The sequence below is a fragment of the Bradyrhizobium sp. AUGA SZCCT0283 genome (assembly GCF_018130385.1).
GTDB lineage: Bacteria > Pseudomonadota > Alphaproteobacteria > Rhizobiales > Xanthobacteraceae > Bradyrhizobium.
This window is the reverse complement of the sequence record NZ_JAFCLU010000006.1, coordinates 267,086-289,349: the sequence shown is the minus strand read 5'-3', so window position 1 is coordinate 289,349 and position 22,264 is coordinate 267,086. Positions and strand designations below refer to the sequence as shown.

Here is a 22,264-nt window from a genome sequence, read left to right as displayed (position 1 = left end):
CTCGTGCCGCCCGAAAGCTTGCCGATCCTCCAATGGCTCGGTATCAAAACGTCAAAATCACTATGATGAACCACTAGTTCATCCCGCGCAGGGTTGCCGACGGCGTCTCGCCGAACTTGGCGCGATAGGCGCTCGCCATCCGGCTGAGATGGGTAAATCCAAGCTCGAATGCGATGTCGGTGATGCTTTGGTCAGGAGAGGCGGCGGCCAATCTGACATTGAGATGCGCAAGCCGGATGTCGCGCAGCATCTCCGAGATCGACGTTCCGAAATGCCGCTGGAAGCCGAGCTGCAGCGCGCGAATACCCGTGCCCGCGACTTCCGCCAGTTGCGCAAGGTCGAGCGGCTCTTCCGCATGCGCATGGAGAAACTCGCGCGCCCGCCGCAACGACTGCGGCAGCGTTTCAGCCCGGCCGCCAAATCGGTCGATCGCATCGCTGGCGCTGTGGCGCTGGCCGTGGAGCAAAGTACCCAACAGCATCTCGCGCAGATTGGCCGCTGCCATCGGCGAAAGCGGCCGTTGCGGGCCGAGGCACTCGGCGAGATCGACGAGTTCCAGAATTTGCGATTGAAGCGCTTGGCCGCCTGCAGCAGAGAGATCGACCGCGGGTTCGAACTCTACCGCGCTAGCCGGCCGGCCCGACAGCGCCGCGGCCCGTTGCTCCAGGAGGCGGCGATCGACCAGAAGAATGAGCTGGGCGCAATTGCCCTGCCAGGTCATTCGGGTGGGAATCGTCGGCGACAATAGCGAAGCGCAGGCGCCGGGAGCGGCTGCGATGTCGCGCGCCGCCGTTTGGATCCGCGCCGAACCATGCATGGGGATTTGCAACAGGAAGAAGTGCTCGAGACAGCCGGGGTCGATCGTCACCGACCCGCCATAGGCGACGTAATTGACGGAGAATCCGCCAAAGACTGCGCTGTTATGCAGCGCAAAAAAGTCCGGTGATGTCCTGTGCTCGGGCGTAAGGCGATGCGGGCAGAATATCCGCCCGACCGCGTCGGCGGCAGCGTCGACGCTATCGGTCGAAACGCGGTTGAACGCCGCCAGCCGGGCGGCGGCGTCATGCTGGGGAATGCTGGTAGCTCTCGCCACGGGCCCGGCCCTTCGCATTATTTGAAGCCTATAATATCTGCGGGCGCGGTGGTTGGGAAGGCGATTTGATGGCCGCGGGGTGCCTGATCGGAGGGCAATGCTCTCTCTCCCGTCATTCCGGGGCGCGCAGCGCGAGCCCGGAATCCATCTCACGCCAAGCAATGCCGCCCGATGGATTCCGGGTTCGATGCTTCGCATCGCCCCGGAATGACGACACCTGATCGTTTCGCGCCGCAGCAAATCCGAAAATCCTAACCTGAAGCAGGCGGGATTCGTTTTCCGGCTAGACGGCCGACCTGCTGCGGCAGAGCCTGTGCGAACCATTCTGACCTTCGCAACCACAACAAACGCGACACAGGAGATGGCGACATGGCAGCACTCGAAAAAGGCATCACCAAAAATGGCACCGGCTACGGCGGCAAGACCTGGAACATCCTCGGTCAGGTCTACTTCCCCAAAGCCGTGTCCGATTCAACCTTTGCCTTCGAGACCAACAGCGAGCCGGGCCAGTTCGTGCCGGTCCACGTCCACCCGACGCAGGATGAATTCATCCTGGTGCAGGAGGGCACCCTCGACCTCAAGCTCGACGGCGTCTGGGTGCAGGCCAAGGCCGGTGACCTCGTTCGGATGCCGCGCGGCATTCCGCATGGCTATTTCAACAAGTCCGACAAGCCGGCGCGCGCGCTGTTCTGGGTGTCGCCGATGCAGAAGCTCGAGGCGCTGTTCAACCAGCTCCACAATCTGACCGATCCCGAAGAGGTGGTGCGGATCTCCGCGCAGCATGAAGTGAACTTCCTGCCGCCCGAGGCCAACGAATAACTCCCTGAACTCATCCCTCACTGGAGGCGTCGTCATGGTCAGCCGAAAGAAAGTCTGCGTCATTGGCGCAGGCGTATCCGGACTTGCGGCGGCAAAAGCCTTTGCCGCGCGCGGACATCAGATCACGGTCATCGAGCGCAGCGGTGATCTCGGTGGCGTCTGGGAGCCGGCGCGGTCCTATCCGGAGGTGCAAACGCAAAGCCCGAAGGATCTCTATTGTTACACCGACAAGGCGATGCCGGATTCTTATCCGGAATGGCCGAAGGGTCCGCAGGTTCACGCCTATCTCACCGAGTACGCCAAGGACAACGATCTCCTCGGCGCGATCCGCATCAACACGGCCGTGGTGCAGATGGATCGCCGCCCCGATTCCGCGCCCGGCTGGCGGCTCGAGCTGCGGGGGCCGGATGGCGGCATCAGTCACGAGGATTTCGATTTCGTCGCAGTGTGTACCGGGCAGTTCAACGAGCCCCAGACGCTCAGCCTGCCCGGTGAAGACACTTTCAAGGCGCAGGGCGGGCGCATCCTGCACTCCTCGCAATACAACGATCCGATGATCGCCAAAGGCCGCAAGCTTGTCGTGCTCGGCGGTTCGAAGTCGGCGACGGACATTGCGGTCAACGCGGTCAATTCCGGCGCTGCCGAAGTGACGCTGGTGTACCGCGAGCCGGTGTGGCGGATTCCCTATTTCATCGGCGGCCTGGTCAATTTCAAACGCATTCTCTACATCCGCGCGCAGGAGGAGATGTTCCGGAGCTGGGGCATCGGCGCGATGTCGCGGTTCGCGCATGCGGTCGCAAAGCCGCTCGTCTGGGCCAACTGGCGCGGGCTGGAGAGTCTCCTGAAAGTTCAGCTCAAGCTCGGCAAATGCGACATGGTGCCGAACGAGCGGATCGAGGATGGCGTCAACTGCTCGGTGCCGATCGCTACCCCGGGCTTCTTTCCGATGGTCGCCGACGGCCGCATCAAGGCCATTAGAGGCAGCTTCGAGCGCTACGACGGCAAATCCATCGTGATGACCGGCGGGCAGCGCGTCGAGGCCGATGTGGCCGTGCTCGCGATCGGTTACAAACTGGGCGTACCGTTCCTGCCGCAGGCCTACCGCGACAGACTGATCGATCCCGACGGGCAATACCGGCTCTATCGGCTGATCGCCAATCCGGACCTGCCGGAGATGGGATTCGTCGGTTTCAATTCCAGCTTCTGCACGGTGCTATGCGCAGACCTCGCGGCGAACTGGCTGGTGCGCTACGCCGATGGCCAGCTCGCCCGTCAGCCGACGCCCAGGGAGATGCGGGACAACATTGAGATGATGCTGCATTTCAAGCGCGTCGAACGGCCGGCGGCCGGCGTCTATGGCGGGCTGTGCGTGGCACCCTATCACTTCAAGCATTTTGACGAGTTGATGGCCGATATCGGCGTATCCGGACGGCGGGCCAACCCGTTGGTGGAGAAATTTACCCCGCCCGATGCCGCGGCTTATGGCCGCTTCCTGGCCTCGGCGCCGGCTTACCGCGCAGCCTGACGGAGGCCGGGTTCCCATGACGCTGCCGCCGCCAGGTCCCGGCGGCGGGGAGAGGCGTGATTCCACCCTTGATTCCGCACTTGCGAAAAATTGTTTTAAGCCTAAAATGATTTGCGAGACGGCGTTGCCGGGCGTCCTCGATATTGATCTCGAGCCTTTCATTGATGGAAGCGAGGGGAGATGAAAATGTCAGGTAGAACTCCCAGCCAACCTCTTGGTGGGTCTCTTGGCCCGTCGGGCCATGTCGACGATTTCGCGCGGCGAAACCTGCCGCCGTCTGAACAATGGCCGGACCTGCTGCTCGACCGGCCCGAGTTTCAATATCCGGAATATCTGAATGCCGCGGTCGAACTGACCGATCGTATCGTCGAAAAAGGCTGGGGCGACCGGATCGCGCTGATCGGTAACGGCCGCCAGCGGACCTACAAGGAACTGGCCGATTGGTCCAACCGCCTCGCGCATGCGCTGGTGGAGAATTACGGCGTCAAGCCCGGCCACCGCGTCCTGATCCGTTCCGGCAACAACCCGGCGCTGGTCGCGGCCTGGCTTGCGGCCACCAAGGCCGGCGCCGTCGTCGTCAACACCATGCCGATGCTGCGCGCCGGCGAACTGGGCAAGATCGTTGACAAGGCCGAGATTGCGCTGGCGCTGACCGACAGCCGCATTGCCGATGAACTGGTCGCCTGCGCGAAGACCAGCCGTTTCCTCAAGCAGGTGGTGAATTTCGACGGCACGTCCAACCATGATGCCGAGCTCGATCGGGTGGCGCTGAACAAGCCGGTGAAGTTCGACGCCGTGAAAACGGGACGCGACGACGTCGCCCTGCTTGGATTTACGTCGGGTACGACGGGCGAACCCAAGGCGACGATGCACTTCCATCGCGACCTCATGATCGTCGCGGACGGTTACGCCAGGGAAGTCCTCAACGTCACCGAGGACGATGTTTTCGTCGGCTCGCCCCCGCTGGCCTTTACGTTCGGGCTCGGCGGGCTCGCAATCTTCCCGTTGCGGTTCGGCGCCACCGCAACGCTATTGGAAAACGCGGCGCCTCCCGAAATGGTCAAGATCATCGAGACCTACAAGGCGACGATCTGCTTCACCTCGCCGACGGCATATCGCGCGATGATGGCCGCGATGGACAAGGGCGCCGATCTGTCGTCGCTGCGGATTGCGGTCTCCGCCGGCGAAACCTTGCCGGCGCCGGTGTTCGAAAACTGGACCCGCAAGACCGGCAAGACCATTCTCGACGGCATCGGCTCGACGGAACTGCTGCACATCTTCATCACTAACCGCGTCGGTGACGCGGTTGCCGGGACGACGGGGCTACCGGTTTCCGGCTATGAGGCGAAGATCGTCGACGACAACATGAACGAATTGCCTGATGGTACCGTCGGCAAGCTCGCGGTGCGCGGGCCGACCGGCTGCCGCTATCTCGCCGACAAGAGGCAATCGAACTATGTGCGCGACGGCTGGAATCTGACGGGCGATTCCTTCGTCCGCGACGCGACCGGCCGGCTGTCCTTTGTCGCCCGCTCGGACGACATGATCGTCTCCTCCGGCTACAACATTGCGGGCCCCGAGGTCGAGACTGCCTTGCTGTCGCATCCTGCCGTCGCCGAATGCGGCGTGGTCGGCGCGCCCGACGAGGCGCGCGGCATGATCGTCAAGGCCTATGTGGTTCTGGCGGGTGGTGCCAAGGGCGACGCCGCGTTGACGCAGGCGTTGCAGGATCACGTCAAACAGACCATTGCGCCGTACAAATATCCGCGTGCGATCGAATATGTCGCGCAACTGCCGAAGACCGAGACCGGCAAGCTGAGGCGCTTTGCGCTGAGGCAGATGGCCGCGGGCGGCCCGGCGTCGCCAGGCATCGCAGCGGAATGACGTTTGAACCTGATGGAGAATGCCGGTGACCGCCCCCAAAGGCCCCACACTGAGCGTGGTGCCTCATCCCAAGACCGATACCTCGTCGTCGGGCCCGCAAGTGCTGCAGCCGAGCGGCTGGCCGATGCCGAAAGGCTACGCCAACGGCATGGCCGCCGATGGCCGGCTTGTGGTGACTGGCGGCGTGATCGGCTGGGATACGCAAGGGCATCTGGCGCCGGACTTCGTCGCACAGGTACGCCAGACGCTCTCCAACATTTCCGAGATTCTTGCCGAGGGCGGCGCCAGCCCTGCGCATCTGGTGCGGTTGACCTGGTATGTCGTCGACATCGAGGAATATCTTGCAAGCCTGAAAGAGCTCGGCCGCGTCTATCGCGAGATTTTTGGCGCGCATTATCCGGCAATGGCACTGGTGCAGGTGGTGCGCCTGGTCGAGAAGGCGGCGCTCGTCGAGATCGAGGCGACCGCGGTAGTGCCGCGCTGAAACCCGCTTATCAGGTGTCGTCTCAGAGCTCTGTTCGCAGCTTCCAGAGTTCCGGGAAAAGTTCGACCTCGAGCATCTTGCGCAAGTAGGAGACGCCCGACGTGCCGCCGGTGCCGCGCTTCAGGCCGATGATGCGCTCGACCGTCGTGACGTGGTTGAAGCGCCAGCGGCGGAAATAGTCTTCGAAATCGACCAGCTTTTCCGCCAGCTCGTAGAGCATCCAGTGTTTCGCCGGCGACGCATAGACGGTCTTCCAGGCCGCCAAAACCTCGTCGTTTGGCGTGCGCTTGATGCGCCAGTCGGTTCGGCATGCGTCCTCGCCAATGTCAAAACCATTGCGCGCCAAGAGCAGCAGCGCCTCGTCATAGAGGCCCGGCTCGGCGAGAATTTCCTCGAGCTTTGCCATGATGTCGGCGCGGTGGGCGTGCGGGCCAAGCAGCGCCAAATTGCGATTGCCGGCGAGGAACTCGATCGCGCGGTACTGGTATGACTGGAAACCCGAGGACTGTCCGAGCTGATCGCGAAACTCGGTGTATTCGCTGGGTGTCATCGTCCGCAACACGTCCCAGGCAGTATTGAGCTGCTCGAAGATCCGGGAGACGCGCGACAGCATCTTGAAGGCGGGCTGCAACTGGTCGTGGCGGATCGCCTTGATGGCGGAACGGATTTCGTGGATGGCCAGCTTCATCCAGAGTTCGGAAGTCTGGTGCTGGATGATGAACAGCAGCTCGTCATGCGCGTCCGAGAGCGGCTCTTGCGCGTCCAGAACGCGTTCCAGATGCAGATAATCGCTGTAGGACATGCGCCCTTCGAACGACATCTGGGCTCCCTCACGCGAGGAGTCGTCGGGCTTGCCAGTCATGTTACGAGCGCCTTTTTGCGGTATTCCGCGCTATCCCAGCGGCGATTGGTCAAGACGTCGGCGATGATTTCGACTGCCGCGCGAACCTCGGCTTCTCCGATGTAGAGCGGCGTAAAGCCGAAGCGCATCATGTCCGGCGCGCGGAAGTCGCCTATCACGTCGCGCGCGATCAGCGCCTGCATGATCGCGTAGCCATCCGGGTGACGAAACGAAACCTGGCTGCCGCGCTGCTTTCCGTCCCGCGGCGAAGCCAGCGTCAGCTCGGGACAACGTCCTTCGACTTCGCGGATGAAAAGGTCTGCGAGCGCGATCGATGCATGGCGCACGTCGGTCATGCTGACGCCGTCCCAGACGTCGAGGGCGGCGTCGAGTGCGGCCATCGCAATGATCGGGGGTGTACCGACCCGCATTCGCTCAATGCCCGGCCCGGCCCGATAGTCAAGGTCAAAGGCAAAGGGCGCGTGATGACCCATCCAACCGGAAAGCGCCGGCCGCGCCGTATCGGCGTGCTTCGGCGCGACATAGATGAAGGCTGGGGCGCCAGGACCGGCATTGAGATATTTGTAGGTGCAGCCGACTGCGAAATCGGCTTCGGCACCTTCCAACTCGACCGGAATAGCACCCGCGGAATGCGCCAGATCCCAGACCGTCAACGCGCCGGCGGCATGCGCCCTGCGCGTCAGTGCGCTCATGTCGTGCAGCCGGCCGGTGCGATAGTCGACCTCGGTCAGCATCAGCACCGCGATCGTCTCGTCGATGGCGGCTTCGACGTCTTCGGGGGCCACGACCTTCAACTCGTAGCCACGGTCGAGCGATTCAAGCAGACCGCTGGCGATGTAGAGATCGGAAGGAAAGTTGCCGGTGTCCGACAAGATCACGCGCCGCGACGGATTGAGCCCGAGCGCGGAGGCCAGCGCCTGGTAGACTTTGATGGACAGCGTATCGCCCACGACCACCGTCCCGTCGGCAGCGCCGATCAACCGGCCGATGCGGTCGCCGACACGCCGCGGCTGCGTCATCCACCCGGCGACGTTCCAGCCCTTGATGAGGTGCTTGCCCCATTCCTCCGATATCATGCGGCCGACGCGATCGGCGGCTGCAACGGGCAGGGGACCGAGCGAATTGCCGTCCAGATAGATCAAGCCATCCGGGATGACGAACCGGGATTTTGTTCGCGTGAAATCGGTCATGTCTTTCCCTGGTGCGCGCCCGGTGGAATTATTCGCGCTGATATCAATTATTTCAAGCTTGAAATTTATGGGCGGAACATGCGCTTCTCAGTATAGACTGGTTGCCTGCGGGTATCGATCGGACATCCGCCAGGCCCCACAGAATCGAATGGAAACCGAACCGCGTGATTTTTCGTCAGATTTCCGACTGGAACGACGCCTATGCGAATGCTCCGAACATTCCGGGCGGCGAACGCTGGCCGGCCGCGTGGGTGCAACCCGCACAGGCCTATCGCGACGCACTTCAAGGCAGCGGCCGCGCGACGCTCGATATCAGCTATGGCGAGCGCACACGAAACCGCTTCGATCTCTTCGGACCGGAAGGCCGGCCAAAGGGTCTGGTCGTCTTCGTCCACGGCGGATTCTGGAAGGCGCTCGACAAGAGCTTTTGGTCGCATCTCGCGCGCGGATCGGTTGAAGGCGGCTATGCGGTGGCGATGCCCTCCTACACGCTGTGCCCGGACGTACGCATCTCCGAGATCACGCGCGAAATTGCCGCGGCCGTCGAGCGCGCCGCCGCGATGGTCGAAGGCCCGCTTTTTCTGACCGGCCATTCCGCCGGCGGGCATCTCGTGACACGCATGATTTCGGCGACGTCGCCGCTCCCGGACGATGTCCGTGCGCGCATCAGCCACACCGTATCCATTTCCGGCGTTCATGACCTTCGTCCGCTGATGAAGGCCGCCATGAATACGGACCTTCGGATCGACGAGGCCGAGGCGCTCGCGGAAAGCCCCGCATTGCTGGAGCCGATGCAGAATGCACGCGTGACGTGCTGGGTGGGCAGCGCCGAGCGCCCGGAATTCGTCCGCCAGAACGCGCTTCTCGCCAACATCTGGACCGGGCTCGGCGCGAAAACCCGCATGATCGAAGAACCCGGCCGGCATCATTTCGATGTCATCGACGGGCTCGCCGATCCCTATCACCCACTGACCAGGACGTTGTTGTCTCCGTAGCCTGCTGAATTTCCGAAATGAACGGCGGTCGCGGTGTGGCGCCGCCAGGTGACTTACCAATCATGCTGGCTGAAACGTTTGCACCGTCTGACGTGCACCGAGTGCATAGAGTTTTGAGAGCGCTTCGGTGACGGCGCTGCGCATGCGAGGATCGCTGCCAAGCGCACCGAAAATGGAGTGCACCTCCAGCAGCGCGGGAGCAAGTCGCTCCGCGACTGGGCCGGCGCGCTCGGCGATCTCAGCCAGTTCCTTCGCAAGTGGATCGCGGACGTCGATGGCGCGTCCCTGTTCGTCCTTTGCGGTGACGTAGCGCATCCAGCCGGCTACCGCGAGCGCATGCGTGTCAATCGAAAGGCCCAGCCGCAACTGGTCCTGCATGGTGGCGAGCAGCCGCTGCGGCAGTTTCTGCGAGCCGTCCATCGCGATCTGCCACGTACGGTGATGCAGCGCGGCATTGGAAAAGCGCTGCAGCAGCGACGCACTGTAGGCCGCAATATCGGTGCCTTCAGGCATCGTCAGCGTCGGCGCCGCGTCCTGCATGACCTGCCGGGCAAACGCCGCAAAGCGAAGATCGGTCATGGTGGAAGCGATGGTCTCATGGCCGGCGAGATAGCCGAGATAGGCCAGCGCCGAGTGACTGGCGTTGAGCAGCCGCAGTTTCATGTGCTCGAACGGCGTCACATCCGAGACCATTTGCACGCCTGCGGCCGCGAAGTCCGGCCGTCCTGCCGGAAAGCGATCTTCAACGATCCATTGCGTGAACGGCTCCGTCACCACCGGCCACGCGTCGGTCATGCCGAGCGCGGAGGAAATCTCTGATCGGTCGAGGTCGGTGGTCTCCGGCACGATGCGGTCCACCATGGTCGAAGGGAAGGCCACCTCGGCTTCGATCCATTTGGCGAGATTGCGCGATCGCAAGGCGGCGAACTGCGTCACGATCCGCCCGACGGTATGGCCATTGGCGGTGAGATTGTCGCACGACAGAACAGTGAAGGGGGCAGCACCCGCAATCCGCCGGCGCGCCAGCGCGGCGACGAGAAATCCGATGGCCGAGCGCGGCGTGCCCGGATTCTGCAGGTCATGAACGATGTCGGGATGGTGCTCGTCCAGGTCGCCGGTTTGCGGCGTATGACAATAGCCCTTCTCGGTGACCGTCAGCGAGACGATGCGCGTGGCCGGGTGGGTCAGGCGCGCGATCAAAGGGGCGGGCTTCTCGTTGGCGACTTCGCATGCGAGTACCGAACCGATGATCCGGTGCTCGGTCCCCGCGCCGGAACGAACGGTGAGCGTGTAGAGGCAATCCTGCGGGGCGAGGGCATCGCGCGTTTCCGGACTGCGCAAGCTGGCCCCAACGATTCCCCAATCGGTGGCGCCACCCGCAAGGAGGTCGTCGATCACCACCGCCTGGTGCGCCCGGTGGAACGCGCCAATTCCGAGATGAACGATGCCTGGCGTGACGTCCGATCGGTCATAGGCCGGACGCCGGATCTGGCCGGGAAGCCGGGGAAGGTTGGCATTCGAGAGGCGAAAATCGCCGTCTTTCGGGCCGGAAGGCGGGCTTTTCGCCGTTTCGCTTGACATAGCAGGCTCGATCTATCAATCTTTGGTCAATTGGTAAGGCCAATGTCCCGATTTATTGGCCTTGACCCGATCAAAGCAAGAAAAATCGATTCACTCAGGGGATCGTCAGGGAGAGCCGAGCGTGCCGCTCGAAGCCGTGGAAGCGCGACGCCTTTATCGCCAGGTTGCCGATCAGCTCCGCGCCTTGATCGACAGCGGCGAATATCGCGTGGGCAGCCGTCTTCCGACCGAACGCGATCTGGCCGAACAGTTGAAGGTGTCGCGGCCGACCGTGCGCGAAGCGCTGATCGCGCTCGAAGTCGAGGGCCGGGTTCGGATCCGCGTCGGTTCCGGAATTTATGTCAGCGAACCGGCGGCGCTCGCGCCGCTCTTGCCGGCGGCGGCCGAGATCGAAGGCCCGTTCGAACTGCTGCGCGCGCGCGAATTCCTCGAAGGCGCCATCGCCGAACAGGCGGCGCGGGTAGCGACATCCGAGGACATCGCGCGCATCGACGCTTCACTGGAAGCGATGGCCACCGTGCAGCATCCCGGCGAAGCCTCGATGATCCATGACCGCGCGTTTCATGTAGCTGTAGCCAGCTGTCTCGACAACGCCGTGCTGGTCCGTGTGGTCGGCGAGTTGTTCGACCAGCGGCTCAATCCCTACTTCGCCAAGCTTGCGCATTATTTCGAAAATCCAAAATCCTGGAATGCGGCGCTGGCCGAGCATCGCGCGATCCGCGATGCCATTGCCGCACATGATCCGGACGCGGCGCGCGTGACGATGCGCGACCACCTGGCGCGTTCGCAGGCGCGCTTTGCACAAAACTTCGGAACGGAAGCGCCGTCCACATCCCGTGTCCGCGCAAGGAGCGGCTGAACGAAGAGAATTCGAACGGTCCGGCGAAATGCCGGGCCGGTTGAGTAACAAAGAAAAATTGTAGCAACGGAGGAAATTCACGTGTTGAAAAAATTGACGATTGCATTCGCGGCGTCTGCCGCTGCGCTGTTGGCCGCGACCACATCGGGCATGGCGCAGACCAAGCTCAAATGGGCCCACGTCTACGAAACGTCGGAGCCGTTCCACACCGCTTCCGTCTGGGCCGCCGGTGAAATCAACAAGCGCACCAATGGGCGTTATCAGATCGATGTCTATCCGGCCTCGCAGCTCGGCAAGGAAACCGACATCAACCAGGGGCTCGCACTCGGCTCGGTCGACATGATCATTTCCGGCTCGAGCTTCGCCGCCAAAAGCTACCCGCCGATCGGCGTGACCTACTACCCCTACACCTTTCGCGACGCCGAGCATTTGCTGGCCTACACCAAGAGCGACGTCTTCAAGGAGCTTGCGAAGGGTTACGAGGACAAGAGCGGCCACCACATCGTGGCGGTGACCTATTACGGCGTGCGCCACACTTCGTCGAACAAGCCGATCAAGGCCTGCGCCGACATGAAGGGCCTCAAGATGCGGGTGCCTGACGTTCCGGCTTATCTCGCGATGCCGCGCGCCTGCGGCGCCAACACCGCGCCGATCGCCTTTGCCGAGGTCTATCTCGCCTTGCAGAACGGCACCGTGGAGGCCCAGGAAAATCCGCTCACCACGATCGAAGCGAAGAAATTCTACGAGGTGCAGAAGCACATCGTGCTGACCGGCCACATCGTCGATCACCTCAATACGGTCGTCGCCGGTGCGCTCTGGAAGAAGCTCTCGGAAGAAGATCGCAAGATCTTCACCGACGTCGCGCAGGAAGCGGCGGCGAAGGCCACCGCCGAGATCAAGGCCAACGAAGCCAAGCTGGTCGATTTCTTCAAGCAGAAGGGTCTGACCGTCACCGAGGTCAACAAGGACGAGTTCCGTGACACCGTGATCAAGACCACGAGTTTTGAAAGTTTCGACTACCGCAAGTCTGACTGGGACCGCATCCAGGCGGTGAAGTAGGCGGCTAAGACTTCCGACCGCACCTGCCGCGTTCGCGGCAGGTGCGGCGGAGACTTCTCAAAGCCCAGCTCGGGGAGGGCGCATGTCGACGGTTGAGGTTCACAAGCAGATCACGGCGGACGAGATCGCCCATACCTTCGAGGACGAGGTCCCCAAGGGCGCGGATCTGAGCCAATATGCGCCCGAGGACTGGCTGGCGCTGGTGATCTTCTGGGTCATGGCGCTGTCGGTGTTCCTGCAGTTCTTCACCCGCTATGTCCTCAACGACAGCTATGCCTGGACCGAGGAGATCGCGACCTACTGCCTGATCGGCGTGGTGTTCATCGGCTCGGCGATGTGCGTGCGGCTGTCGCGGCACATCCAGGTCGACCTGATCTTCCGCTACTTGCCGCATGCTCCAGCGCGCGCGCTGTCGACCGTCATCGACCTGATCCGCATCGCGTTCTTCGGCTATGCGATCAAGCTGGTGTGGCAGTTCATCCAGATCATCGGCGACGAGCGGATGACGACGATCAAATTTCAAAAAGGCTTCGTCTATTACGCCGTGCTGCTCGGCTTCGCGATGATGTTCGCACGCTCGATCCAGATCGCGGTCGAAAACTGGCGGCGGGGTTATTCGATCCTGGAGCGCCCCGGCGCATTCGACGGAACGGAAGGCTAGGGCGATGCTGCTGCTGCTTGGGGGATTTCTGCTGCTGATGCTGGTTGGCCTGCCGGTCGCGCTGGCCATGGCGGTGTCGTCGCTGATCTACATTCTCGTCACCGGCATCACGCCCGACGTGACGCTGGCGCAGCGCATGATCGCCGGCGTCGAGAGCTTTCCGCTGCTGGCCGTGCCGTTCTTCATTCTGGCCGGCAATCTCATGAACATCGCGGGCGTGACGGGCCGCATCTACAAATTCGCGGTCGCGCTGGTGGGGTGGATGCGCGGCGGTCTCGGCCACGTCAACATCGTCGGCTCGGTGATCTTTTCGGGCATGTCCGGCACCGCGATCGCCGATGCCGCAGGCCTCGGCACCATCGAAATCAAGGCGATGAAGGACCACGGCTACTCGACCGAGTTTGCCGTCGGCGTGACGGCAGCGTCCGCCACGCTTGGGCCGATCATTCCGCCGTCGCTGCCGTTCGTGATCTACGGCATGATGGCGAACGTCTCGATCGGCGCACTGTTTCTCGGCGGCGTGATTCCCGGTGTGGTCATGACCTTGGCCATGATGGCGACGGTGGCCTATTTCGCCCACAAGAACGGCTGGGGCAGCGACGCGCCGTTCTCCTGGCCGCAAATCGGCTCGGCCGCCCTCGAGATCTTCATCGTTCTCGCATTTCCACTGGTGGTCTGGCTCTTGGTCGTCGCCGGGATGTCGGTGAACTTGGCGGTCGGCATCGGCCTCGTGGCGCTGCTGGCGCTCGACTGGTATTTTGATTTCTCCGCCGTGATGGCTTTGATGGCGCCGGTCATTCTGATCGGCGGCATGACGCTCGGCTGGTTCACGCCGACCGAAGCCGCGGTCGCAGCCGTGATCTGGTCGCTGTTTCTGGGGCTGGTGCGTTACCGCTCGATGACGCTGCAGACGGTAGCGAAAGCGACGTTCGACACCATCGAGACGACAGCCTCGGTGCTGTTCATCGTCACCGCGGCCTCGATCTTCGCCTGGCTGCTGACGGTGTCGCAGGCGGCGCAAACGCTGACCGACGTCATACTGGGGATCACCCACAACAAATGGGTGTTTCTCCTACTCGCCAACATCCTGATCCTGTTCGTCGGCTGTTTCATCGACACCATCGCGGCGATCACTATCCTGGTGCCGATCCTGCTGCCGATCGTTCTGAAACTGGGCATCGATCCCATTCATTTCGGCCTGATCATGACGCTGAACTTGATGATCGGGCTGCTTCACCCGCCGCTCGGCATGGTGCTGTTCGTGCTTGCGCGCGTGGCGAAATTGTCCGTCGAGCGCACGACGATGGCGATCCTACCGTGGCTGGTGCCGCTGCTGCTGGCGCTCGTCGCCATCACCTACATCCCGGAGCTGACGCTCTGGCTGCCTAAATATATGGGACTCTCAAAATGACATCGATGGCTTTGGCCGCAACCTTGTTCGGCCCGGAAGATCTACGCATGGTCGAGCGGCCGCTCGATCCCTTGGCGTCGGGCATGGTGCGCATCCGTTTCGGCGCCGGCGGCATTTGCGGCTCCGACATGCATTATTATCGCCATGCCCGCACTGGCGATTTCGTGGTGACCTCGCCGCTGGTGCTCGGCCACGAGATCGCGGGTGAAGTCGTCGAGATCGCGGGCTCCGCGCCCGGCGTGAAGGTCGGCGACCGCGTTGCTCTCAACCCGTCGCGCTGGTGCGGCCATTGCAAGCCTTGCCGCGAGAACCGGCCCAATCTCTGCGAGAACATCTTCTTCATGGGCTCGGCCTCGAAGACCCCGCATATGCAGGGCGGCTTTGCGTCCTACTTCGACGCCATCCCGGCGCAATGCGTGAAGATTCCCGATCACGTGACGTATCAGGCGGCGGCGCTCGCCGAGCCGCTCGCGGTGTGCCTGCATGCGGTCGCCCGCGCCGGTGACGTCACTGGCAAGCGCGCCGTGCTGTTCGGCGCCGGTCCTATCGGCTTGCTGACCATGCTGGCGGCGCAGCGCGCAGGGATCGCGGAGACCACCGTCGTCGATATCGCGGCAGCGCCGCTGGCGTTTGCCACAAGACTTGGCGCCAATCATGTCGTCGATATTTCCGGCGGCGATGAGGCGCTGAAGGCGCAAGCTGCAGCATCTCCGTTCGATGTCGCGTTTGAAGTCTCCGGAACGGCCGCTGGCCTTGCCAGCGCCGTCGGCGTCGTCAGGCGCGGCGGCGTCGTAGTCCAGATCGGCAATCTGCCCGGCGGGCAGATCCTGGTGCCGGCGAATGCGGTGATGGCCAAGGAGATCGACCTCCGCGGCTCGTTCCGCTTTGGATCCGAATTCTTCACCGCGGTCGAACTGATCGCCGACGGCAGCGTCGACGTGCTGTCGCTGGTGACGGCCCAGCGCCCGCTTGCGGTCGCGCCCGACGCGGTGCGGCTGGCGCTTGATCGTTCGCAAAGCGTCAAGGTCGTGCTGACGGCTTGATCGGCAAACTTCTTTCGGGAGATCGCCCATGATGTTGCAGGGATGGCGGTGGTACGGGCCCAATGACCCCGTATCGCTCGACGATATCCGTCAGGCCGGCGCGACCGATGTGGTGACGGCGCTGCATCAGGTGCCGATCGGCGAGGCCTGGACGCGCGCGGCGGTCGAAGAACGCAAGAACCTGATCGAGAATTCGCAGCCCGGCCGTTCGCCGCTGACCTGGTCGGTGGTGGAATCGATTCCGATCCCCGATGACGTCAAGCGGCTCGGCGGCGGCGCAGCGCGCTCGATCGAGGCCTGGATCGCGAGCCTCGAGGCGGTGGCTTCAGCCGGCATCAAGATCATCTGCTACAATTTCATGCCGGTCGTCGACTGGTGCCGCACCGATCTCGAATGGGAACTGCCGAACGGCGCCAAGGCGATGCGCTTCGACCAGGAACGCTTCGCGGCGTTCGATCTGCATATCCTGGAGCGGCCGGAAGCGGCGGCCGAATATTCCGAGGCCGCGCGGCGTCGCGCCAGGGAAGTCTATTCGCGGATGACGCAGGCCGATATCGATGTCCTCGTCACCAACATTGCCAGCGCGCTGCCGGGCTCCACGACTGATCCGCTGACGATCCCGCAGTTCCGCGACCGCTTGCAGCAATATCGCGGCATCGATTCCGCGGTGTTGCGTCGGCATCTCAGCGAGTTCCTCGCGCGCGTGACGCCGGTCGCCGAATCCCTCGGCGTGACGTTGACGCTGCATCCGGACGATCCGCCGCGGCCGCTGTTCGGCCTGCCGCGCATTGCATCCTCGGCAGAGGATTATCAGGCGCTGTTCGATGCCGTGCCTTCAAAGGCCAACGGGATCTGCTTCTGCACCGGCTCGCTCGGCGTGCGCGCGGAAAACGATCTGCCCGCGATGGCCAAACGCTTCGCCCCGCGGATCGGTTTTGCCCATCTGCGCGCGACCAGGCGGGAAGGCGACGGCCTGTCGTTCTTCGAGTCCGATCACCTCGATGGCGACGTCGACATGATCGCGGTGCTCAAGGCGCTGCTTGCCGAAAGCCGCAAGCGTTCATCGAAGGATCAAATCGTGTTCCGGCCGGATCACGGCCATCGCATGCTCGATGACCTTGCGGAAACCAAGCGGACCAATCCCGGCTATACCGCGATCGGTCGGCTGCGCGGGCTCGCTGAACTGCGCGGCGCGATCCGCGCCATCGAACACGCCGGCTGACTCAGCGTCCGCGCAACAGAAACAGGATGTGCGCCGCGCGGCTGGTTAGCTGTCGGCGGTGGAATACGCCGCGCCGAGGTCGCGGCCGCGCAATCTGCCTCGCCGGATCGACCATCGCTCAAGGCTGTTTTGCATCACCTCGGCGAGCGCCGGACGCGCGTTCAACTGCTTTTCCGGCACGCATGCAATGATCGCATTTCGATCCTGGATGCCCTGTTCGTCGATGATCCACGTTCCCAGCCGGTTGCCGGCAAGCCGCGCGGCGATGCGATCGGCTACCGGGTCGATATCGTTCGCGACCAGCACGTTCATGACGATGCGGCCGCCGGGCGCCAGCCGCGCACGGATGGCATCGCAGGTCTCGACGTCGAATTCATCATCAAAGCGAAAATCCGGACCTCCGACATCGATGGCGATCGCATCGTAAAGCAGATCGTCATCGAGAATGAATTTCCGGAAGTCGGACACCATCAGCGGCAATCCGTCCGGCAGCCCAAAATATCTCTGAGCGATCACGAAGCTGATCGGATTATTGTCGACGATCGTCAGTTTCTTTCCGAGACGGGCCAGCCTGGTGGCGAGGTTTCCGCCGCCGCATCCCAGGACGAGAATGTTCGTCGAGCGATGCAATAGCTCGTCCATGAGCTTGACGTAGCTGAAGACGCTCTCGCCGTCGGGCGTGGCCTGACTCTGCCTGACGCCTTCCTCGAAATAGATCCGCGTTCCATCCGCGGAGCATTCGACGATTTCGATTGCGCCGTTCCTGCCCCGATAGCGTCCCAGCAACCGCACCTGTCGTCACCATGCATTAAATAGGATGTCTGATACATCGTTTATCATGTCGTGAATCGGATGCCAATCGGGCAGAGGCCCGCGCGGCCTCCTGTTTGATATACTGAACGTCTAAGCTGATGCTTGAGACCGTAATTTGGATGGGCTAGATATATCCACTGCCGAACCGGGAGAACTGCCCCCATGATTACCGCCCATCAACTCAGGGCCGCGCGTGCGCTTCTGAGCATCGATCAGCGGCAAATGGCCGAGCTGGCCGATCTTTCGGTGCCGACCATCCAGCGCATGGAAGCCAGCGATGGTGTGATCCGCGCCAACGTCGATTCCCTGATGAAACTGGTTTCCGCGCTCGAGAGCGCCGGGATCGAGCTGATCAATCCGGGCGCCGCAAGCGCGACAGGCGGGCGAGGGGTGCGCCTTCGCGAACATGTTACAAATCCCAAGACAGCCCCCAGGACAACCCCCAAGACAACCCTCAAGTCAAAGAGCAAGACCGTCCGCCAACCGAAGAGGGTGCTGGAACGGGTTCGATAGCGTTCCTCACGAGGTAACGGCGCCCGCGTCCGCGCGTTCGAGCAGCGCCAGCAATCCCTGCAACATGGCTGTGGGGGTAGGCGGGCAGCCGGGAATGTGCAGGTCGACCGGGACGACCTCGGAGACGCCGCCGACGACCGCGTAGCTGCCGGCGAAACATCCTCCGTTCCGCGCGCAATCTCCGACCGCGACGACCCATTTCGGGTTCGGCGTCGCGTGATAGGTGCGTTCGAGCGCCTCGCGCATGTTTTTCGTCACCGGTCCCGTCACCATCAGGACGTCGGCATGGCGCGGCGAGGCGACGAACCGCAGGCCGAACCGCTCGATGTCGTAATAGGCGTTGTTGAGGGCGTGAATTTCCAGCTCGCATCCGTTGCAGGATCCGGCATCGACCTCGCGTATCGAAAGGCTCCGCCCGAGCCGCCGCCGCGCGGACTGCCCGAGCGCGGTTGCAAGCTCCGCCACGGCGGCATCATCAGGCGATGGCGCCCGCTCCGTGAGTGGCTGGCGAAACACGCTTTCGAAGAGCAGCTTGCGCATCGCGTGACTCTATCCTTTTGTTTGAACACGATCCTCTCGGAAAACCGGTACCCACTTTTCCGGGATCATGCTTAGAGATCGTGGCCCGAATAGGAGCAGTTGAACGATTTGTTGCAGAGCGGAAAGTCCGCAACGATGTTGTTCTCGATCACGGCTTCGAGCAGCGGCCATTGAAACCAGGACGGGTCGCGCATGTGGCATCGTTCGATCAGGCCATTGCGCAGGCGCAGCCAGACCAGAACGTCGCCGCGGAATCCCTCCACGATCGCCATGCCCTCGCGCACCTCCCCGCCAAGCGGGACGTCCTTGCGTGTCGGACCTTCGGGAAGCCGGCTCAGGATCTGGTCGATCAGCGAAATGCTTTGTTCGACTTCACGTATCCTGATCCAGACGCGCGCGTTGACGTCGCCCTCGCTGAGGACAGGCACGTCGAAACGCAAGACGTCATACGGCGGATAGGCCAGCGTCCGGCGCGCATCGAACGACCGGCCCGAGGCGCGGCCGATATAGCCGCCGGCGGCATATTGTCGGGCGAGCGGCGGCTTGAGCGTTCCGGTATCGACGGTGCGATCCTGCAGCGAAGCTGTGTTGTCATAGAGTTCGACAAGCGCGGGAAAGCGCAGGCGGATATTGTCCAGCGTGGCCTGGATGGTCTCCGCCCCGCCATTGCCGATGTCGCGGCTGACACCGCCGGGCACGATGATGTCGCGCATCAGGCGATGGCCGAAGGCGGCGGCTGATGCGCGCAGTACGCTCTCGCGCAACACGCCGCAATGCGCGTGCATCAATGCGAAGGAGGCATCGTTGCAGACGGCCCCGATGTCGCCGAGATGGTTGGCGAGCCGTTCGAGTTCTGCGAGCAGCGCGCGCAGGAACACGGCTCGGTCAGGCACGGCGAGATCCAGGGCGACTTCGGCCGCGCGCGAAAACGCGTAAGCGTAAGCTACGGTGCTGTCGCCCGACGTGCGGCCGGCGAGTTGAACGCCGCGCGCGAGGGTGGCGCCGGTCATCAGCCCGTCGATGCCCTTATGGACGTATCCCAGCCGCTGTTCCAGCCGGACCACGGTTTCGCCGCTGGCGGTAAAGCGGAAATGTCCGGGCTCGATGATGCCCGCATGCACCGGGCCGACCGCAATCTGGTGCAGGCCGTCGCCTTCCGCGGCGAGGAAACGGTAGGGCGCCGCCTTCGGCAATGCGTCGATGCGACCTCCCAATGGAAAGCGCGCGCCCCAGCGGTTGTGGTCGAGCCAGGGGCGGGCATCGGGCGAGCCTTGGGCGGATAGCCCGAACAGGTCGTGGATGGTGCGTTCCAGCCGCAATGCCGGTGGATGATGCTTGCCGACGGAGGGAAACGTGCGGTCGGGGCATTCCAGGCTGACGACCGCGATTTCCGCGGTCTGTCCATCCATGATCGCCATGTGCACCGTTGCGGGTTCGCCCCAGAGTCCGAGCAGGCTCCAGCGTCCATGCGCCAGCTCGCTCGCCGCAAATATCCATACCGAAGCATCGACCGCAACGCGCGGCCACGGGCCGTATTGCCCGACCTTGCGGCCCTCCAGCGTCAGATCGATCAGCGAAGGCATATCAGTTCGTCCCTATCCAAGGAGCTGAGCCACGTGCTGGAACCAAACCACCAGCGGAGCGGGAAGATAAATCCCTGCGCCCAGAACCAGTGCGAGATGCGCAAACATCGGAATGTACGAGGCGTCGGTCGGGGCCGTACTGCCGCGCGGCTCGCCGAAGGCGACGCTGGTCAGGCGCAACGTCAGGGCGCCGAAGGCCAGCAACAGCCCGAACACCAGCACGATCGCAAGCAACGGCTGCCTTGCAAAGGTCGAACTCACGACGAGAAATTCGCTCATGAAGATCCCGAGCGGCGGCAGTCCGGCGATCGCGACGACGCCGACCACCAGCCCCCAGCCGAGCGCCGGATGGGTCACCGTCAGGCCGCGGATCCTCGAAATCCGCTGCGTCCCTTTGATCTGCGAAATGTGCCCGACGGCGTAGAAGATTGCCGACTTGGTCAGGCTGTGCATCACCATGTGCAGAAGCCCGGCGAAATTGGCGAGCGGACCGCCCATGCCGAACGCAAACACGATGATGCCCATGTGTTCGATCGAGGAATAGGCAAACAGGCGTTTGATATCGCGCCGCCGGTACAGCATGAAGGCGGCGAAGATCAGCGAGACCAGGCCCATCGTCACCATCAGGGGTCCGGGGGCAATTGAGGCCGGGTTGGCGGCGAGCAATATCTTGAAGCGCAGCAGCGCATAGAGCGCGACGTTCAGCAAGAGGCCCGACAACACGGCCGATATCGGCGTCGGGCCTTCGGCGTGCGCGTCAGGCAGCCAGGCGTGCAGCGGCGCGAGGCCGACCTTCGTGCCGTAGCCGAGAAACAGGAATACGAAGGCAACATTGAGAAGGGCCGCGTCGAAATTCGCCGCGCGCTCGACCAGCAACGTCCAGATCATGCCGTCCTGGCCTTCGCCCATGACCGGACGCGCCGCCATGTAGACCAGGATAGTGCCGAACAAGGCGAGCGCAATTCCGACGCTGCCCAGGATGAAATATTTCCAGGCCGCTTCCAGCGCGGCGTGGGTGCGATAGATGCCGACCATCAGCACCGTCGTCAGCGTCGCGAGCTCGACGGCCACCCACATCAAACCGATATTGTTCGACACGAAGGCGAGATTCATGCCGAACATCATGGTCTGGTACATGGCATGGTAGAAGCGCAGGTAAACCGGCGTCAGCCGCTCGCTATCGAGCTCATGCGCGATATAGCTCGCGCTGAAAATGCTGGTGGTGAATCCGACGAAGGTATTGAGCACAATGAAGACGATGTTCAGATCGTCGATCAGCACGTACGGCCCGGGGGCAGGCCGCTCGATCACGAACAGGGAGAGTGCGGACAGGAAGGTCGCCAAACTCGCCACGACGTTCAGCCGCGCCGTCACACGGTAGCCGGGCAGGGCGGCCAGCAGCGCCGCCGAGCAGATCGGGATCACCAGGACCGCGGTGACGGGATTGAAGAAGGAAAGGGTCATCGGCGTTCGCCCCGGAAGTCGTCGAGTGCGGAGACGTCAACCGAATCGAAGCGCTCGCGGATTCGGAACAGGAAGATGCCGATCACGATGAACGCGATCAGGATCGAGAAGGCGACGCTGATCTCGACCACCAGCGGCATGCCCTTGGCGCCGGTCGCCGCCAGCACCAGTCCGTTTTCAAGCGACATGAACCCGACAACCTGGCTGACCGCGTTGCGGCGCGTCACCATGACCAGAAGTCCGAGCAGCACCACCGACAGCGCAAAGGCGAGATCTTCGCGCGCGAGCGGGTCGGCGTCGCTCGTCACCCGCAGCATGAGAACCAGCGAGAGGGCGACGAGCCCCATTCCGGCCAGCATGGTCGGACCGATGCCGACCGCGGATTCGATGTCGCGGTGAATTCCGAGCTGCTTGACGATGCGGTGCAACGCTACCGGAATCACGATCGCCTTGAACACCAGGGCGATGACCGCGGTGACGTAGAGATGGGGCGCATCCTGGATGAAGGCCTGCCAGGCAACCGAGAGCGACAGCACCAGGGCGTGGAGCGCGAATACGTTGAGCAGTGAATAGAGCCGGTCCTGATACAGCATCATCAGGCTGATCAGCACCAGTCCGCCGGCCAGCGTGTGGGAAATGTCGAAGGCGAGGCTGTGCATCTGC

The 22,264-nt window shown here is 63.0% G+C and carries 21 protein-coding genes; 12 read left to right on the top strand and 9 right to left on the bottom strand.

Annotation, left to right across the window (positions count from 1 at the left end):
* Positions 1 to 73 precede the first annotated feature (73 nt).
* Positions 74 to 1,093 (bottom strand): AraC family transcriptional regulator, encoded by a 1,020-nt coding sequence (locus JQ624_RS11710; RefSeq protein WP_312014414.1) that lies wholly within the window; start codon positions 1,091 to 1,093, stop codon positions 74 to 76.
* A gap of 369 nt (positions 1,094 to 1,462) precedes the next feature.
* Between JQ624_RS11710 and JQ624_RS11705 the strand changes: the two genes are divergently transcribed.
* From JQ624_RS11705 to JQ624_RS11690, 4 genes are all read left to right on the top strand, one after another.
* Positions 1,463 to 1,912: a cupin domain-containing protein gene (locus JQ624_RS11705; protein WP_212419025.1), complete on the top strand. Its 450-nt coding sequence runs from the start codon at positions 1,463 to 1,465 to the stop codon at positions 1,910 to 1,912.
* Between the two features lie 4 nt (positions 1,913 to 1,916).
* On the top strand, positions 1,917 to 3,437 hold the full coding sequence (locus tag JQ624_RS11700; RefSeq protein WP_409334315.1) for a flavin-containing monooxygenase: 1,521 nt from the start codon (positions 1,917 to 1,919) through the stop codon (positions 3,435 to 3,437).
* Between the two features lie 186 nt (positions 3,438 to 3,623).
* Entirely contained in the window at positions 3,624 to 5,321 is a 1,698-nt protein-coding gene (locus JQ624_RS11695; protein WP_212419023.1) for a benzoate-CoA ligase family protein, read from the top strand.
* Between the two features lie 19 nt (positions 5,322 to 5,340).
* Positions 5,341 to 5,805 carry a RidA family protein gene (locus tag JQ624_RS11690; protein WP_212419022.1) on the top strand — a complete coding sequence of 155 codons (465 nt, stop codon included), beginning with the start codon at positions 5,341 to 5,343 and terminating at the stop codon, positions 5,803 to 5,805.
* A gap of 22 nt (positions 5,806 to 5,827) precedes the next feature.
* Here JQ624_RS11690 and kynA read toward each other — a convergent pair whose 3' ends face one another.
* Complete coding sequence (gene kynA / locus JQ624_RS11685) at positions 5,828 to 6,667, bottom strand: tryptophan 2,3-dioxygenase (protein ID WP_212419021.1); 840 nt, start codon at positions 6,665 to 6,667, stop codon at positions 5,828 to 5,830.
* Positions 6,664 to 7,857 carry a kynureninase gene (gene kynU, locus JQ624_RS11680; RefSeq protein ID WP_212419020.1) on the bottom strand — a complete coding sequence of 398 codons (1,194 nt, stop codon included), beginning with the start codon at positions 7,855 to 7,857 and terminating at the stop codon, positions 6,664 to 6,666. The genes kynA and kynU overlap by 4 nt, the downstream gene beginning before the upstream one ends.
* Positions 7,858 to 8,021: 164 nt before the next feature.
* On the opposite strand from kynU, the gene JQ624_RS11675 reads away from it, so the two are divergent.
* Complete coding sequence (locus JQ624_RS11675; RefSeq protein WP_212419019.1) at positions 8,022 to 8,852, top strand: alpha/beta hydrolase; 831 nt, start codon at positions 8,022 to 8,024, stop codon at positions 8,850 to 8,852.
* A 60-nt stretch (positions 8,853 to 8,912) separates the two neighbouring features.
* On the opposite strand, the gene JQ624_RS11670 is transcribed toward JQ624_RS11675, so the two are convergent.
* Positions 8,913 to 10,433 (bottom strand): mannitol dehydrogenase family protein, encoded by a 1,521-nt coding sequence (locus tag JQ624_RS11670; protein ID WP_212419018.1) that lies wholly within the window; start codon positions 10,431 to 10,433, stop codon positions 8,913 to 8,915.
* 121 nt (positions 10,434 to 10,554) lie between these two features.
* On the opposite strand from JQ624_RS11670, the gene JQ624_RS11665 reads away from it, so the two are divergent.
* The 6 genes from JQ624_RS11665 (at position 10,555) to uxuA (ending at position 16,688) form a co-directional block, all read left to right on the top strand.
* Positions 10,555 to 11,292, top strand: coding sequence for a FadR/GntR family transcriptional regulator (locus JQ624_RS11665; protein ID WP_212419017.1), 738 nt, complete (start codon positions 10,555 to 10,557; stop codon positions 11,290 to 11,292).
* An 81-nt stretch (positions 11,293 to 11,373) separates the two neighbouring features.
* Positions 11,374 to 12,351 (top strand): sialic acid TRAP transporter substrate-binding protein SiaP, encoded by a 978-nt coding sequence (locus JQ624_RS11660; protein ID WP_312014413.1) that lies wholly within the window; start codon positions 11,374 to 11,376, stop codon positions 12,349 to 12,351.
* Between the two features lie 82 nt (positions 12,352 to 12,433).
* Entirely contained in the window at positions 12,434 to 13,012 is a 579-nt protein-coding gene (locus JQ624_RS11655; RefSeq protein WP_212419016.1) for a TRAP transporter small permease, read from the top strand.
* A gap of 4 nt (positions 13,013 to 13,016) precedes the next feature.
* Positions 13,017 to 14,423: a TRAP transporter large permease gene (locus tag JQ624_RS11650; protein WP_212419015.1), complete on the top strand. Its 1,407-nt coding sequence runs from the start codon at positions 13,017 to 13,019 to the stop codon at positions 14,421 to 14,423.
* Positions 14,420 to 15,466 carry an L-idonate 5-dehydrogenase gene (locus tag JQ624_RS11645; RefSeq protein ID WP_212419014.1) on the top strand — a complete coding sequence of 349 codons (1,047 nt, stop codon included), beginning with the start codon at positions 14,420 to 14,422 and terminating at the stop codon, positions 15,464 to 15,466. The genes JQ624_RS11650 and JQ624_RS11645 overlap by 4 nt, the downstream gene beginning before the upstream one ends.
* A gap of 31 nt (positions 15,467 to 15,497) precedes the next feature.
* Positions 15,498 to 16,688 carry a mannonate dehydratase gene (uxuA, locus tag JQ624_RS11640; RefSeq protein ID WP_212419043.1) on the top strand — a complete coding sequence of 397 codons (1,191 nt, stop codon included), beginning with the start codon at positions 15,498 to 15,500 and terminating at the stop codon, positions 16,686 to 16,688.
* Between the two features lie 45 nt (positions 16,689 to 16,733).
* On the opposite strand, the gene JQ624_RS11635 is transcribed toward uxuA, so the two are convergent.
* A complete protein-coding gene (locus tag JQ624_RS11635) occupies positions 16,734 to 17,480 on the bottom strand; it encodes a class I SAM-dependent methyltransferase (protein WP_212419013.1) in 747 nt (248 codons plus the stop codon).
* Between the two features lie 183 nt (positions 17,481 to 17,663).
* On the opposite strand from JQ624_RS11635, the gene JQ624_RS11630 reads away from it, so the two are divergent.
* Entirely contained in the window at positions 17,664 to 18,014 is a 351-nt protein-coding gene (locus tag JQ624_RS11630) for a helix-turn-helix transcriptional regulator (RefSeq protein WP_212419012.1), read from the top strand.
* 6 nt (positions 18,015 to 18,020) lie between these two features.
* Here JQ624_RS11630 and JQ624_RS11625 read toward each other — a convergent pair whose 3' ends face one another.
* The 4 genes from JQ624_RS11625 to JQ624_RS11610 all read right to left on the bottom strand — a co-directional run bounded on the left by JQ624_RS11625 (position 18,021) and on the right by JQ624_RS11610 (position 22,260).
* Positions 18,021 to 18,554 (bottom strand): NADH-quinone oxidoreductase subunit B family protein, encoded by a 534-nt coding sequence (locus tag JQ624_RS11625; RefSeq protein ID WP_212419011.1) that lies wholly within the window; start codon positions 18,552 to 18,554, stop codon positions 18,021 to 18,023.
* A gap of 71 nt (positions 18,555 to 18,625) precedes the next feature.
* On the bottom strand, positions 18,626 to 20,137 hold the full coding sequence (locus JQ624_RS11620) for an NADH-quinone oxidoreductase subunit C (protein ID WP_212419010.1): 1,512 nt from the start codon (positions 20,135 to 20,137) through the stop codon (positions 18,626 to 18,628).
* 12 nt (positions 20,138 to 20,149) lie between these two features.
* Positions 20,150 to 21,601, bottom strand: coding sequence for a hydrogenase 4 subunit F (locus tag JQ624_RS11615; protein ID WP_212419009.1), 1,452 nt, complete (start codon positions 21,599 to 21,601; stop codon positions 20,150 to 20,152).
* Positions 21,598 to 22,260, bottom strand: a complete 663-nt coding sequence (locus JQ624_RS11610; RefSeq protein ID WP_212419042.1) for a hydrogenase-4 component E — start codon at positions 22,258 to 22,260, stop codon at positions 21,598 to 21,600. The genes JQ624_RS11615 and JQ624_RS11610 overlap by 4 nt, the downstream gene beginning before the upstream one ends.
* Between the last annotated feature and the right edge of the window lie 4 nt (positions 22,261 to 22,264).